General features: G+C 52.9%; 13 protein-coding genes, 1 pseudogene and 1 CRISPR repeat array (1 of these 15 running past the window's edge). All 14 genes and pseudogenes read right to left on the bottom strand.

Translation table 11 applies throughout. The annotated features are described in order from the left end of the window. Positions 1-329: direct repeats of the CRISPR family, unit length 32 nt; unit sequence GTTTCAATCCACGCGCTCGTGATGAGCGCGAC; it begins 5,984 nt to the left of the window's first position. Between the two features lie 178 nt (positions 330-507). Continuing rightward, positions 508-801, bottom strand: coding sequence for a CRISPR-associated endonuclease Cas2 (gene cas2, locus SBL51_RS09740; protein ID WP_317930733.1), 294 nt, complete (start codon positions 799-801; stop codon positions 508-510). A 4-nt stretch (positions 802-805) separates the two neighbouring features. Then, complete coding sequence (cas1c, locus tag SBL51_RS09745; RefSeq protein WP_317931145.1) at positions 806-1,813, bottom strand: type I-C CRISPR-associated endonuclease Cas1c; 1,008 nt, start codon at positions 1,811-1,813, stop codon at positions 806-808. 5 nt (positions 1,814-1,818) lie between these two features. Beyond that, complete coding sequence (gene cas4 / locus SBL51_RS09750; RefSeq protein WP_317930734.1) at positions 1,819-2,442, bottom strand: CRISPR-associated protein Cas4; 624 nt, start codon at positions 2,440-2,442, stop codon at positions 1,819-1,821. Positions 2,443-2,482: 40 nt separating this feature from the next. Next, positions 2,483-2,820 (bottom strand): annotated as a pseudogene (locus tag SBL51_RS09755) (DUF86 domain-containing protein). After that, positions 2,817-3,107, bottom strand: coding sequence for a nucleotidyltransferase family protein (locus tag SBL51_RS09760; RefSeq protein ID WP_317930736.1), 291 nt, complete (start codon positions 3,105-3,107; stop codon positions 2,817-2,819). The pseudogene SBL51_RS09755 and the gene SBL51_RS09760 overlap by 4 nt, the downstream one beginning before the upstream one ends. Positions 3,108-3,202: 95 nt before the next feature. Further along, the gene (cas7c, locus tag SBL51_RS09765; protein ID WP_317930737.1) at positions 3,203-4,075 is read right to left on the bottom strand and encodes a type I-C CRISPR-associated protein Cas7/Csd2; all 873 of its coding nucleotides are present in this window, start codon (positions 4,073-4,075) and stop codon (positions 3,203-3,205) included. After that, positions 4,072-5,826 carry a type I-C CRISPR-associated protein Cas8c/Csd1 gene (gene cas8c / locus SBL51_RS09770; protein WP_317930738.1) on the bottom strand — a complete coding sequence of 585 codons (1,755 nt, stop codon included), beginning with the start codon at positions 5,824-5,826 and terminating at the stop codon, positions 4,072-4,074. Before cas8c ends, cas7c begins: the two co-directional genes overlap by 4 nt. Next, complete coding sequence (gene cas5c / locus SBL51_RS09775; RefSeq protein ID WP_317930739.1) at positions 5,823-6,482, bottom strand: type I-C CRISPR-associated protein Cas5c; 660 nt, start codon at positions 6,480-6,482, stop codon at positions 5,823-5,825. Before cas5c ends, cas8c begins: the two co-directional genes overlap by 4 nt. Before the next feature lie 10 nt (positions 6,483-6,492). Next, positions 6,493-8,766 (bottom strand): CRISPR-associated helicase Cas3', encoded by a 2,274-nt coding sequence (gene cas3 / locus SBL51_RS09780; protein WP_317930740.1) that lies wholly within the window; start codon positions 8,764-8,766, stop codon positions 6,493-6,495. A gap of 383 nt (positions 8,767-9,149) precedes the next feature. After that, the gene (locus SBL51_RS09785) at positions 9,150-9,503 is read right to left on the bottom strand and encodes a cupredoxin domain-containing protein (RefSeq protein ID WP_317930741.1); all 354 of its coding nucleotides are present in this window, start codon (positions 9,501-9,503) and stop codon (positions 9,150-9,152) included. Further along, positions 9,500-11,788: a heavy metal translocating P-type ATPase gene (locus SBL51_RS09790; RefSeq protein ID WP_317931146.1), complete on the bottom strand. Its 2,289-nt coding sequence runs from the start codon at positions 11,786-11,788 to the stop codon at positions 9,500-9,502. Before SBL51_RS09790 ends, SBL51_RS09785 begins: the two co-directional genes overlap by 4 nt. A gap of 79 nt (positions 11,789-11,867) precedes the next feature. Beyond that, complete coding sequence (locus tag SBL51_RS09795) at positions 11,868-12,332, bottom strand: MerR family transcriptional regulator (protein ID WP_317930742.1); 465 nt, start codon at positions 12,330-12,332, stop codon at positions 11,868-11,870. Positions 12,333-12,650: 318 nt separating this feature from the next. Next, positions 12,651-13,637: an ornithine cyclodeaminase family protein gene (locus SBL51_RS09800; RefSeq protein WP_317930743.1), complete on the bottom strand. Its 987-nt coding sequence runs from the start codon at positions 13,635-13,637 to the stop codon at positions 12,651-12,653. A 60-nt stretch (positions 13,638-13,697) separates the two neighbouring features. Then, positions 13,698-14,291 (bottom strand): DJ-1/PfpI family protein, encoded by a 594-nt coding sequence (locus SBL51_RS09805; protein WP_317930744.1) that lies wholly within the window; start codon positions 14,289-14,291, stop codon positions 13,698-13,700. Positions 14,292-14,354: the final 63 nt, after the last annotated feature.

The following is a 14,354-nucleotide window of genomic DNA, read 5'->3' on the forward strand; positions in this document are numbered from 1 at the left end:
TGCAGGTATGATCGAGCAGCACAAGGGGCAAGTTGTTTCAATCCACGCGCTCGTGATGAGCGCGACTATTCAGCAGCCGGAACAGTAAACGAAGATGTGTGTTTCAATCCACGCGCTCGTGATGAGCGCGACGAAAATTCAGCAGCGGCGGCGCCAATCAAGCTAGTTTCAATCCACGCGCTCGTGATGAGCGCGACTTAAGATATTGTGTGTTGCCCCAATAAAACGATTTGTTTCAATCCACGCGCTCGTGATGAGCGCGACGCAATAGAGTCACCAAACACTGTTGAATTAATGGTTTCAATCCACGCGCTCGTGATGAGCGCGACCGGTGTATTCTAAGTTGTTAAAAAACAAGAAGAAAGTCGTTTTCTTCCGCTAACCGATGGGGAAAGACTTATTACCCTAGATAAACTAGCGAAGGGAATAGAAAAAATATTTTATATATCAATCACTTACAGCCCCGCTAACTACCCGGCATTTCAATGTGAACCGGACATTAGCGGATTACAAAATAAGAGGGTCACGTAGTGGATCATCTATGGGCTTAGCACCTACATGCTCGACTCGTTGTCGGCCGCGCTTACCCAGAAAATAAAATCGTAAACTATCTTCTTGGTCATCGTAAATTTCCATTAGCTTATTTTTTAGCAGGGTAAATTGGGCGGGCTCCACCTCACATTCAAATACTGAATTTTGCACGCGCACACCATAGTCCAAACAGGTTTTTGCTATATTACGCAGCCGCCTTCTCCCGCCAGCTGTAACCACACTCACATCATAGGTTATTAATACCAACATAGATTCACTTCAATAAATAAGGGGTATAAAACTCGGTGTCACCACGGATGTGCCTAGCGAGTAACATTGCTTGGCTGTGGGGTAACAAACCTATAGGAATTTGCTCCTGTAAATATGGGTGCATAATTTCGGTTTGTTTGCGTTCTTGATAGGCTACTAGAAACGTTTTCCTCGCATCATCTTTCAAACGATAAGCCCCGCTTGCTTCCTGTTTAAAATCTTTCAATTGTACCTGCCGGCGATTGATTAAAGTTAATACAAACCGGTCGGCCCAAGGCGCCCGAAATTCTTCTAGCAAGTCTAGCGCTAAGCTCGCTCGACCTGGACGGTCTTGATGGAGAAAACCAACATAAGGATCGAGGCCAACGCCCTGAAGTGCTGATATACACTCTTGAGTAATTAACGAATAGACAAATGAAAGCAAAGCATTCACTGGATCTGTGGGCGGGCGGCGAATACGGCCGCTAAAGTTAAAATGCGGTTCACGAATCAATTCATTAAATACAGAAAAATAGCTGGCAGCGGCGTCACCCTCCATCCCCATTGCCTCGGCAACTGTTTGTGCGTTCTTAACTCGGCGCAAATTAGTTGCCAGTTTATCGGAAGCTTTGCTTAGCCCTACGTTCTCACCATGATTGCGAAGCTCGCGCAAAACTACAGAGCGCGAGTTGGCAATTTTCGCCGCTACTATTAGGCGTGCAATTGCTACGGACTTATCTTCCTTATCGGCCCAGCGATATTGAACTCGGCGCAGCAGCACGTTGCCCGCTTGCCGCCCCTGAACTCTCGCAAGAAATCGGCCATATTCGGTATAAAAACTTAGGCCGATTCCCTGCTCCGCACAATAACCCATCAAAAAAGGCGAGACAGAAACCTGGCCAAAACACGTGATGCTACCAATGTTTATCGCTGGAAATTGCCCCAATTTTTCGTCACCGTTTTTAATAACGATGGTTTCTCGCTCTTTATGCAAGTAACTCTCTTGGCGAGTAATGTACAAAGCGTTGAGCATTTTTTTCACGGCTTAAACATCTCATCTATGTAGAGGCTGGAGTGATCTTTACGAAAGGCTTTTGGTTCACAAAGATCAACCAGAGAACAAGCACGACAGCGCTGAAGATTGGTGGTAGGACCGGGGGTTTTACCGCTGTGCAAAATATCATGAGCCATTCTAATGTACTCAACGGTAGTGGCCCGCAGTTCCGTTGTAATGGCAACCTCCTCCCGTCGCCGAGTTTCCCAATACCATAGGGCGCCCTCGGTAATAGTGCAATTGCGCATCTCTTCCAAACAGAGCACTTGAGCACAGAGTTGAATACGATCCCAATCTTCAACTTTGGGTTTACCGCGTTTGTATTCCACAGGGTAGTAAATGGGCGGGTTAGCGATTTCAATCTCCAATAAATCCATTTTGCCTTGAATTTGATATTGCTCGGAACGCAACATCACACCGCGCTCATAACGCGTGCCCCGCCGCTGTTCTGCCAAGCCGGAATCGACCCGCTCATGTAGAATCTTACCCTCGGCAGTAAAACGGTTTTCCTCCCAGGCTTGCTCCACATGAATTAGAGCGAACTGGCGCGGGCAATAAGCGATATGCTGCAGCGCGGAGATAAACAGCGGTTGGGGGTTATCATCCATTTGAGCACTACTCCCTGAACGTTAGCCATCAACTAAATTCTTAGCCTTTGTCCTCTGCTAGCATTTGCTGAATAGAATCAGCCAAGGGTTGCAGGTTGTTTTGCACCACCGCGAGAATTGTTAAAGGGTCAATTGTGCCCAAGTAGTTGGGCACGAGGATATTTCGAAAGCCCGCGATTGTTGCCAAGGAATCTCTACAAACTGCTGCTTTTTATCATCCGGCAAGCGCTGCGTTGCCTCGGATAGGGTTTGTAAATTGCGCAGAGTAGCATCGTAAAGCACTTCATCAGTCGTTAAGTCACCACGTGCTTCAATACGGCGAATCTTATCTATCGCGTCGAGAATATGCAGCGCATATGGTTGCCAACTTTTACTCAAAGCTCCACCGCCTCTCGCAATACATGCTCACGAATATGGCGGTTGAGCTCATGCTCGGGTATCAGCTCCAATTCACGCTGCAACAGCTCAGCAAGCTTTTCAGTGAGTGGCAACCGCTGGGCAAACAAATCGTACCCCTGCGGGAAGTCAACCAAGAAATCGACATCGCTATCGGGCCGATCTTCCCCACGGGCCACAGAGCCAAACACACGAATTCTACGGCCACCAAACTGGTTGACCAGAGCCTTGTTTTCCTGACGGTGGTTGCGCAGTTCTTGCAGTGACATGTGTTTGGCCTTGTTGTGCAGCTTTATCTATTTTGGCATGGGATTGAGGGGTGTGCCACGCATTGTGGCACGACTCCCAGCCTCCCGACTATCGGCTATGGCGCCCAGTAGTTAAGCATAGAAAATAATTCTACTTGGGGCCATTTTTCCTGGGACCCTATTTCCAAGGTGTAATCGTCCGGGCTTCGAGGAACTTCTACTGAATCTCTAAGCTTGACGTCTATCGATTTAAACAAATCACCGGCGGGAGCATTGCCCAGCTTGTCACTGTGTTTAAAAACCAACAAAGCTCTTGGGTTCATTTCGCCCCTGCTGGCTGAGCGGTCGTGGTCAAACATTTGTTGCAAAGCTTGCCAAAATAGTTGTAGATCATCGTCATCAAACCCGGTTTGATCCGCTAGATTGGCAGAGATAAAACCATGACAGCGGTAAAGCCCATAGGGAACAGTAAACTTGCGGCCCATAGTGCGATTGTCACCGCTTTGCGCTTCCGCTTCCTTCTCAGTGGTGACTGCCATACGGGTAATACTGTGTTCAGATGCGACAATTGGGTCGATTGAGCGGGAAAAGGTTAGCTGTATAGGCCCACGTACTTGCCCCGCATTTTTGCCCGTACTCATCACTGCCCCAAAGGTACGAATATCGTAGTAATTTTCACACATCCAACGTTTGGCCGCTTCGGTTTTGTCGCCTTTCTCTTTGGTCTTCACCTCTTCTTGTTCATGAGATTCATCAATCATTTGGTTAAGTATAGCTTTCTCACGCACAAAGATTTTCCTGCTGGGGTTTTCCGCTTGTGTTAATTGCACGAAATTTCTAACTTTTCTTTTTAAGCAAACATCGGTTACCAACCCCATACCCGTTTCTGCATCCACCCGCGGCAAATTACCGGCATCAGGGTCACCATTGGGGTTGCCATCTTTAACGTCGAATAAAAAGACAAAGTCGTAACGATTAACCAAACTCATGGGTTCTCTCCTTGTTCTTGATCCACTTTCTTAGTGAAAAAATCTTGTTTTTGGTGATAGTAACCAATGGCAAACAGCCCTTGGTGTTCTAAATTCAAATGGGCAGGAAACTCAGAGATCAACTCCATCACTTCTCGGATACGCCTTTCAGCGGCACCTCGCCACTCTGGTTTGTCCAATTTTTTTAAATGGTGAGTCGAAAGCCTCATTAGGGTTCCAAATACTGCTTTGGGTGTAGTACTGGCGCTGCTGTAGTAACGATCTCTGATGGTTGCGTTGATTCCAGGTTGGGCATCCTGTTGCAGCTTTTCCAACACCGCAAAAAGTCGCCCCAAGCAATAGCCTGTACGGGTATCCTGCTTATTTATTACCACTGTTAACTCCTTCTGATTTTCCGCAGCCATACGGTATTTGCGGTTTAAATACGCTTTTATTAGACTCGCCCGAGTAAAACTAACACTACCCTGTTCCGCTCGAATACGCCGTAAAACCGATTGAATTAAAGTTTCAGGCAGACGCCCGCCAGACAAAATCGCTCTTACGACTTCGCCCGGCAAGTTGGGAGGCACGTTGTCATCTTTAAACTGCAGCGCTGTAGCGCGCAGTAATTTTTTCAGAGTTGGGTAGCCATAGTGCTCTAGCCCAATCAACTCAAGGTCAGCGAACCAACGCGCAAAATTTTCCGCAAGTTCAGCAATGTTGCCAACCTTCCAATAGCGCACAACAATTCGGGCAGAATTGGGAGCTAAACCCAGCACAAAGAAGCGGTTCTTGCCATTGTCATCTTGATACGCTCCAGTATGAATAGTATTAAATAGCGCCTTCACCGCTGTGGCGATGCCATCTGGATCATCATCACCAAATGATAAAAATAGAGGTGTGTCCGTTTCCAGCCGATGGGGCTTCTCCGCCCAACATACGTAGGAAGTTTCGCCAATTCGAAATTTATTCGGAGCAGATTTTCGCAATAGATGATTTAGTGCAGTAGCGTATTTGAATACTGCCTGGGCACTTGCAGGAAAGTTAAAACCCTTATCCTTGTTGAACGACTCGTATGCCTTATCGTTAATTGCCGCAAGTGGTGCTGGTTTTTGATTAACACCGGCCACCATATCGTGCAGCCTAACAATTTCAGATTTTTGCCCAGTGATTAAACAAAAGCCCTCTTGTACATCACCTTCGGGTAAAGGCTGTGCTCTAACCCACTCAATGACTTGTTCGGATTGACAGACTAGGTTTGTAATTCCAGCCAACCGAAAACTCAAATTACAGCCCGCAACTTTTAGGCACTCTGCCCAGTTGTCATGCATCTTCAGTCGTTCTATTTCTAGAGGAGAATCTAAGAAGGCTTTAACTGCTTGTACACCAACGTCATCCGGTAACGCCTCTGCAATTCGTGTAACTTCGCGCACAAAACTCTGGTGTTGTTTAACCGCATCCGCAACTTCCTTTTCCCCAGGTACGGCATCTGGTTTCGCCAACTTAGGCTGCCCTAATACATAACCATAGTGGTCCCAAAGACAGTAGGCGACTTGATACGATTTTGAACCACTGCGACCGGTAGCTCTGGGCACCCGCAAAGACCGAACAACGGGTTTGCCATTCTCCAACTCACTATTGGCTTCTAGATTGACAAATTTTCCTTCCTCATCAATTACGATTATGAAAGGAATGGATTTTTCTTCGAAACCAAACTGCGGTAAATCTGCCTTTTTTCGATCATAGTAATCATTTAAAGCTTGTAGAATCATCCCCTAACCTCCTCGCTACCACGGTCTGGTACGTGAATGACGCCACTGTTTAATTCTGCGTTAAAAAACAGAGGTTGCGGGTTTTTCGGACCAGAAAAATCCAGGTCGTAAAGCATCCAACCTAAAGGCCGACTTTCAGAAATTGGGGAAGGCTCGTTCTCAATCTCTTCAATCAGTCGAAACTCACAACTGAATTCACGGGTTCCAAGGTAGGGTTGATTGAAACACTGCCCCTTGCGTGCTCGCCGGGAGAACATATCGGCAAATTTCGCTGCGTTATCGGTGGACCCAGCTTTGGCCGTTAGTTCAAAACTACCGTGGAGACGATAGGCCACATCGCGTAAGAAGAGCCCAGCACGTTGCTGGCGGTTATCTTCAACATATAACGCCGGTGCCGCACCTCCCGCCATTGCTCTGGTGATATTGGTCACTGGTAACACAGCACCAACTTCATTACGGCGAATATTCACCCATCGAATGGGTTTGAGGACCTCTATTTTGTGGATCCGCCACGCAATAGCGGGCTTCCAGAGTATGGACTCAAAGACAGCCCGTGCCGCCGACGGCGTAATTACGTCATAACTTACGCGCTCAACCTTCATTTCGGGGCGGGTGAAGCAGGCGAAGTCGCCAGTAACCTCTAGAACAAACCCCATAGTTTCCTCCTTAAAAAACGCACTCTCCCGCCGGCAGCGGAAGATCCGGGCACTGAGCCCCCCAGCGTTGATGATAAAAGCAGTCTAGCAATACATTCAGGCCTGCACGCTGATCTATACAGCCACTGTCTCGGTACTTTGCTATTTGAAATTCAGAGAGCGTGATTGTGTAGCGCTGCAGCTTTCTGTAGATCCATTTTTGGGAGGGATCACGCTCAAGCATTGCCAACCAAGCTTCTACTGGGCTGGCAGACTCGCCAAAGGGTATAAATGGTACGACTACCGCCTCTCCAGCGTTGTCGATCAAACGAAATTTTTCTGCCGCTTCACGAAATTGAATCGCCAGCGGAATGTCTTGGCTCTGTTTTGCGGTGAGTAATTCGGTAATTCCATGCTTATCGCGCTCCCCCTTACTGTTAAATAACTCGAAATAGAGTTTAAAGCTGTGGGTAGATAGAGGATCACTCAATCTACCGCTCGCCAATAGCTCCAAGGTTACATCTTCACCTTGACGTAAAAACCCTGGTGGCGCAGGCGTTTCTGGCTGAAACACATAGACCTGCCCCAAACCTGGTAACCGCCCTTCACGGTTGCAACGCCCGGCGGACTGAGCAATAGAGTCCAAACCAGCCATGGCTCGATAAACTACCGGAAAATCGACGTCGACACCGGCTTCGATCAATTGCGTGCTGACAACTCGAAGCGGACAATGACTCCCCTCTCGCCGGTCATTTAATCTCTTCTTAATTTCCTTAATCACCTCAGAGCGATGTTCTGCGCACATATTTGCGGACAGATGTAGGCAATTCTGTTGATCAGCTATAAGTTCTGTCAGTTGTCGCGCTTGGTTACGGGTATTAACGATGGCCAATACACTATCGTGCTCCATCAAGTTATGACTTAGTTGCTCCCAGCTAGTTTTTCCTGACGGGGCGGCATCAGGAAGATGAACATCAACCCGTTTAAGTTGGAGAGCCAGTTGCATAGGACTTTTAATGATTTCCCGAACATTATTCAGTCCTTTTAACAGGTGCCGGCCAAAAGTATCTTTTTGTTCGGTCAATACGGGTTGGGTTGCCGTACATAACACCCAAGTCACCCCATAGTGATCGGCCATTTGCTGCATAATTTTTGTTATCGGGGCGTGAAAGTCTCTTGGCAGTTGCTGGGCTTCATCCAGAATAATGACGCTGTTAATTAAATTATGTAGTTTTCGGCAGCGGCTAGTACGATACGCATGTAGCGATTCAAATAACTGTACATTGGTGGTAACAATTAACGGTGCATCCCAGTTTTCTGTCGCCAATCTATTGCGTAGATTTTCTTTTTCAAGGCTCACCTCTAAATTACTGTGATGTTCGAGGACGGCGTCATCACCCAAAAAGCAACGAAACACTTCAGAATTTTGTTCAATAATGCTGGTGAAGGGGATGGCATAAATAATTCGTCGCTTATTAAACAGCTTTGCATGCTCGAGGGCAAAGGCGAGGCTGGAGAGCGTTTTACCACCACCAGTGGGAACCGTTAAGCTGAATAACCCAGGTTGCCAACGGGCGGCATCAAGGCAGGACCGATAAATTTCGTTACGAATTTTATTCAGGTCACTCGCCTCGCTTGCGCTTCGCAGGCTAGTCATCTTCTCTTCAAAGCGCTGTGAAAGCGTCTCTAACGATAAGCTCTGAGCTCGCTCAGAGGTTTTTTCTGGTTGCATATAACGCTCAGTATCCAGAAAATCCGCATCCACTAAACAGGAAAACAACATCCTCATCCAGGTGGCAATATGTTCGGGGTGCCGGGCGCAGTCCGGCGGAAGTCCAATATCGCCAGTGAGAATAGTTTCCGGGATGTTTGCCTCTAGAGCCTGTTGGTACTCTGACTGCCCCTCTACTAGGCGATATTGCAGGCTTCCCTTACCGTTAAAGAAATCAGGCAACCCAGCGTGATGACCAGCAATAAGGTAGGCGAGGATATGCCCAAGGCCGGTCGGTAAGGTGTTGATGGCGTGAATAGCGCCTGCAGTCGAATGGGGTGCCCTAGTGCCGTTCTCTATGTGCGCATTCTCTTTCTCGTAACCGGACTGCAGACGAATATAGTCCTGAAATTTTTTCCGGTATTTGCCCAAATCGTGCCATCGCCCCGCTAGCTCAGCCCACTGCGAACCAATATCTAGCGCCATATCATGAGCTAAGGCCGCAGTACTGAGGAGATGATCCGAGAGCTCATGAGGATTAGCCCAATCGCCAGTAGCGGTTTGTTTGACATGGGCAACATAGGTATCTGGCATATTGGAGATCTTAGTCCTAATGAATATAGGAATTAAAAACGAAAAATACGCCAAAGGCCATATACTGTACGGATATATATGTCGCCTAATTGAACAGAACACTCTTAAAAAACACTAAATAATCACACCCAGATAGACATAACCTATTGTTTTTATTAGAACTATTATTATCAAACCTCTAAACTACACAAATATTACATAACTGCTCATTTATCCTTTACTTAACCACCCTCCACCTTGAACAAACATTCTTCTCTCTACGGCCACCTGGTATTTTCATTCACGCCCATTAGTGTTCCCCCTCTTTCTGCTCTTTACTTTAATAGCAGTAATAAAAAACCCGGCCGAAGCCGGGTTTCATTTTAAACAGCTAATTAATAGCACTACTCCACCACAATCTCCCCACGGTACATCTGCATCTGGCAGTGGAAGGGGTAGTCGCCGGGGGCGAGTGCTGGCAGGTTGATGCTTTTGGCGTGGTCCACCGGCAGGCTTTCGCTGATATTTAATTTGGGGATTAATACCAGCTCGGCACAGGGGGATGGGTCTTTGCGTAGAAAGCGCAGCCGTACCGGTTTGCCGGCGGGCAGTTGTATGCGCGCCGGGGTGTAGTTGCCGTTATCCACCACGATTACCGTCTCCGCCGCCGAGAGTGATACGGCTTTGGGTTTATAGAGCCAGAACCACCAGATAATCAGGGCGATTAACAACAACCCGGCAATGTTTATCCAGATCATGATGCACGCTCCTCAATGCCGGCCCGGGCTTTAAACAGGCGCAAGCGATTAGCGTTGCTGACCACCGTCAGCGACGACAGTGCCATGGCACCACCGGCGATCACCGGGCTTAACAAAATGCCAAACAGCGGGTAGAGCAGGCCGGCGGCGATGGGGACGCCGGCGGCGTTGTAGATAAAGGCGCCCCACAAATTCTGTTTGATATTGCCCAGGGTGGCTTTACTCACGGCGATGGCATCGGCCAAGCCGTGCAGGGAGCCGCGCATTAAGATGACGTCGGCACTTTCTATGGCGACATCGGTACCGGTGCCGATGGCAAAGCCGACATTGGCCAGCGCCAAGGCCGGGGCATCGTTGATGCCGTCGCCGGTCATACCGACTGTTTCGCCGGCGGCTTGCAGTTCGGCCACCTTGGCGTTTTTCTGGGCGGGCAGCACCTCGGCAAAGAATTCACTAATGCCCACCTTGGCGGCCACCGCCTGGGCGGTGGCGCGGTTGTCGCCGGTGAGCATCACCACCCGTATGCCCTGTTCCTGCAGGCGGTGAATGGCGGCGACGGAGTCGGCTTTGATGGGGTCGGCGACGGCGATGATGGCGGCCAGCTGGCCGGCCACTGCCAAGTACATGGGGGTTTTGGCCTCGGCCGCCAGGGCCTGGGCCTGCTGCTGCCAGTTACCCAGCTCTACGCCCTGTTCGTGCATTAGCGCCTCGTTGCCAAACAGCAGCGGCTGGCCATCCACCTGGGCCTGCACCCCGCGCCCAGTTAGTGCCTGAAAGTCGCTCAACTGGCGGGGTTCCAGCCCCTCGGCGTGGGCCGATTCAACAATGGCCAGCGCCAGTGGGTGCTCGGAGCCAGACTCGAGCGTTGCCGCCAGTTGCAACACCTGCTCGCGCGGCCAGTGGCCGGCCACCACCACATCGGTGACCAGCGGTTTGCCCTCGGTGATGGTGCCGGTTTTATCGAGCACCATGGCGGTGATTTTAGCGGCGCTCTGCAGCGCCTCGCCGTTGCGAATCAGTACCCCCGCTTCGGCGGCCTTGCCCACCCCCACCATTACCGACATGGGCGTGGCCAGGCCCAAAGCACAGGGGCAGGCGATAATCAGCACCGTGGTGGCAGAGACCATGGCGAAAGCCAGGGCCGGCTCTGGGCCGAAGTTAAGCCAGGCCAGCGCCGCCACTACCGCGATAATCATAATAGAGGGCACAAATACCCCGGCAATCACATCCGCCAGGCGGCCGATGGGGGGCTTGGAGTTCTGCGCCCGTTTTACCATGCCGATAATCTGCGCCAGGGCGGTGTCTTTACCCACCCGGGTGGCCTTTAACAGCAGGGTGCCGTTTTTGTTGAGGGTACCGGCCACCACCTCACTGCCCGGCGCCTTCATCACCGGCATCGGTTCGCCGGTGAGCATCGACTCATCAACGGCGGTGGTGCCCTCCACCACTTCGCCATCTACCGGAATTTTCTCACCCGGGCGCACGCGTACCACGTCGCCCAGCACCACCCGCTCGATGGCGATATCCAGCTCCTCTTTGCCGCGCACCACGCGCGCGGTTTTGGCCTGTAGCCCCAACAACCGTTTAATGGCCATGGAGGTGCGGCCGCGGGCTTTCACCTCCAGTGCCAGGCCCAGGTTGATAAGGCCGATGATCATGGTGGTGGCCTCAAAGTAGACGTGCCGGGCCATATCTGGCAGCGCCGCCGGCGCCAGTACCACCACCATGGAGTAGGCCCAGGCGGTACCGGTACCGAGGGCAATCAGGGTATCCATATTGGCGCTGTGGTGGGTGAGCGACTGCCAGGCGCCCACATAAAAGTGGCGCCCGGAGAAGAGCATCACGGCCAGGGTCAGCAGCCCCACCGCCAGCCAGGCGAGGCGCTCGCCGCCGGTGTGCACGGTCATGGCGCCGCCGGCCAGGCCGTAGATCATCAGCGGCACCCCCACGCCCAGGGCAATACCGGTATTGCGCAGCAGCTGGCGGTAGTAGACGGCCTCGCTCTGCTCCTGCTCGGCAAGGGCATCGCTGGGGTTTTCCGTGGAGACCATCTGGCCGCTGTAGCCCGCCGCCGCCACCGCCTCTAACAGCGACTCGGCCGAGGCGTGGCCAACAATGGTGACGGTGCGCAGGGGGAAGTTCATCTCCGCCTGGCTCACCCCCGGTACCTGTTTAAGGGCGGTTTCGATCTTGGCCACGCAGCTGGCACAACCGGCGCCCTGCACCACCATCTCCTGGCTACCGGGGGCCTGGTGGCAGATGCTGGGGTGCTCGGCGGCAGGCATGTGCGCGCAGTGAGTACCCGCTTCGCTGGCAGAGCCTGTGGCTTGGGAGGGGTCGAAGGTCGTTACGGGGTTGGCGTGTTTAGTCATGGTACTGCTCCTGGCCGTGATCGTTGAAGCTCGTGATCAGATGGCAGATAACAGGGCCCTGGGTATCGCTACAGGGCTGTTGGTCGGGCTGTTGGTCGGGCTGTTGGTCGGGCTGCTGGCTCCAGGCGCCGATGGCGGCGCGCATCTTTTCGCGCAGAGCCAGCATCTCTTGGATGTGGCGTTCGTTTTCGGCAAGACGCTCTTCAATTAACTGGCGGGTGAGGCGGCAGGGGCTGTTGCCCTGGTCGGCGGTGGCCAGAATGCGGCCGACATCCTCCACAGTAAAGCCCAGTTTACGCGCCCCCAGAATAAAGCGCAGGCGCTCTTCATCGTGCCGGCTGAAGGCTTTGTAGCCGTTGTCGGCGCTGCGCTCCGGCACCAGGTAGCCCAGGCGGCAGTAGTAGCGCACGGTGTCGGCGGTGATCTCCAGCTTGCGTGCCAGATCGGAAACTCGCATTACGCACCTCACAGGTTGGTTGTTTTACCCGGCGGGCTAGCACGCCCGGTGCCGGTAACAATGCAACAAGGTTAAACCTGTGAGTTAGACCCAGGTCAAGGGGTTTAGTTGGGGACTTAATTGAAGGGTTTAAATAGGGGTTTGAATGAGGGGGGTTTGAATGAGGAGCTTGAATCGGGAGAAACCAGCGCAGTATAGCGCGCTGGCCGGGCGCTCATCCCTGAAGAGCAGCCCTGCAATTCAACCCTCCAAGTCAACCCTGCAGATCAACCCTGCAGATCAACCCTGCAGATCAACCCTGCAGATCAACCCTGCAGATCAACCCTGCAGATCAACAGAGACACCCACCCCAGTCGCCAGCGCCTTCTGGTAGACGTAGTCGGCGGCAAACAGATCCTGGGCCACCATGCCCAAGGATTTGTAGACAGTGATCTGGCCGGCATCACCGCGGCCGGCAATGCCCCCCAGCTGCAGCTGGCCAAGTTCGCCGACGATGGCCGCCTCGCTAATCACCCCTTCACTCACCGGAATCATCAGGTCGCCCGCCTCGCTGCGGGCGGCTTCGAGCAGGTCGACATAGAGCCGGGCCTTGGCGATAAGGTTGGAGTCGGCCTCGCGGGTGGTGAGGCTGTAGGCGCCCACCAGGTTGACGTGGCTGCCGGGTTTTACCCAGTCGCCCTGGAGGATGGGCTTGGGCGAGCCGGTGACGGTGCAAATCAGGTCGCAGGCGGCGGCCTCGGCCGGGTCGGCCACGGCCTGCACCGGCAGCCCCAGCCGCTGGCTTTGGGCAGAGGCAAAGGCGGCGGTTTTGAGTGAGTCGCGGCCCCACACTTTAATCCGTTCCACCGGGCGCACCGCGCGCATGGCATCAATATGGCTAACGGCCAGGGCACCGGTGCCAAATACTCCACAACTGCTGGCCTCTTGCCGGGCCAGCAGGCGGGTAGCCAGGCCGGAGGCGGCGGCGGTGCGTAGGGCGGTAATCTCGCCGCCCTCCACCAGCGCCACCGGGCTGCCACTGTCGCGATCAAACAGGGTGACAAAGCCCTGAATGGTGGGCAGGCCGCGTTCGGGGTTGTGCGGGTGCAGGGTGATCAGCTTGGCGCCGTAGGAGTTGAGCTTGGGCGAGGAGCCGGGCATCAGCCCCAGGGAGCCGCGCTCATCAAACAGTGGCGCGAACAGGCGCGGCGGCAGGGCAACCTCACCGGCCGAGGCGGCCGCCATGGCCGTGGCCATTACCTCGATACACTCCGCCATGGGCAACAGTTCACGCACCTGGCTGGCGCTGATAATTCGAATAGCCACAGTTAACACTCCTCTCTTAGCATTGGTTAGCAGGCGCTCACACACCAAAAGGGGCGCAGTTTACCGGCCAAGCGGGTCACTCTGCCAGTCGAACTCCATCTGCCGTGCAGTGGCTTCGGCCAGCTCGCGGCCGTGCAGGCGCTGCAGCCAATAGAGGCTCATATCGATACCGGCGGAGATACCGGCGCTGCTGATAAAGTCGCCCTGCTCCACCCAACGCCGGTTGCCGATGACGGTCAGCCCCGGGTAGTGATTGCGCAGGTCGTCGATATCCTGGTGGTGGGTGGTGACTGTCTCGCTACTGAGCACACCGGCCTCGGCCCAGAGAAAGACGCCGGTGCAAACCGAGCTGCGGTAAGCCACCTTAGCGCCCTGCTCCGCCACCCAATCGAGCACCGGACGGCGGGTGATCACTTCGCTGTGGTCACCACCAACCAGCAGCAACAGGTCCAGCGGCGGGTGGTTGGTAATGGCGCAGTGTGGCGTTACGCTAAAGCCGCCCCGGGCCAGCAGTGGCCCCGCCTGTTCAGCAATTAACAGCACCTTAAACACCGGCGTGGGCGTTAAGCGGTTGGCAGTGGAGAAGACCTCAAACGGGCCGGAGAAATCGAGCACTTCCGCATTTGGGTAGATAAAGATACCAATCGTTTGCATAGCATCCCTCCCACAAGGGTGACTGAAACCAAGCCTCGGTTGGCGGCGGCCTGACTAACCGCC

This window comes from Halioxenophilus sp. WMMB6 (assembly GCF_033283405.1).
Lineage (GTDB): Bacteria > Pseudomonadota > Gammaproteobacteria > Pseudomonadales > Cellvibrionaceae > Halioxenophilus.

Bases quoted from the DNA above. Each gene is read 5' to 3' on its own strand.
- cas2 (WP_317930733.1), bottom strand. From the start codon at position 801: ATGTTGGTATTAATAACCTATGATGTGAGTGTGGTTACAGCTGGCGGG.
- cas1c (WP_317931145.1), bottom strand. From the start codon at position 1,813: ATGCTCAACGCTTTGTACATTACTCGCCAAGAGAGTTACTTGCATAAA.
- cas4 (WP_317930734.1), bottom strand. From the start codon at position 2,442: ATGGATGATAACCCCCAACCGCTGTTTATCTCCGCGCTGCAGCATATC.
- SBL51_RS09760 (WP_317930736.1), bottom strand. From the start codon at position 3,107: ATGTCACTGCAAGAACTGCGCAACCACCGTCAGGAAAACAAGGCTCTG.
- cas7c (WP_317930737.1), bottom strand. From the start codon at position 4,075: ATGAGTTTGGTTAATCGTTACGACTTTGTCTTTTTATTCGACGTTAAA.
- cas8c (WP_317930738.1), bottom strand. From the start codon at position 5,826: ATGATTCTACAAGCTTTAAATGATTACTATGATCGAAAAAAGGCAGAT.
- cas5c (WP_317930739.1), bottom strand. From the start codon at position 6,482: ATGGGGTTTGTTCTAGAGGTTACTGGCGACTTCGCCTGCTTCACCCGC.
- cas3 (WP_317930740.1), bottom strand. From the start codon at position 8,766: ATGCCAGATACCTATGTTGCCCATGTCAAACAAACCGCTACTGGCGAT.
- SBL51_RS09785 (WP_317930741.1), bottom strand. From the start codon at position 9,503: ATGATCTGGATAAACATTGCCGGGTTGTTGTTAATCGCCCTGATTATC.
- SBL51_RS09790 (WP_317931146.1), bottom strand. From the start codon at position 11,788: ATGCCTGCCGCCGAGCACCCCAGCATCTGCCACCAGGCCCCCGGTAGC.
- SBL51_RS09795 (WP_317930742.1), bottom strand. From the start codon at position 12,332: ATGCGAGTTTCCGATCTGGCACGCAAGCTGGAGATCACCGCCGACACC.
- SBL51_RS09805 (WP_317930744.1), bottom strand. From the start codon at position 14,291: ATGCAAACGATTGGTATCTTTATCTACCCAAATGCGGAAGTGCTCGAT.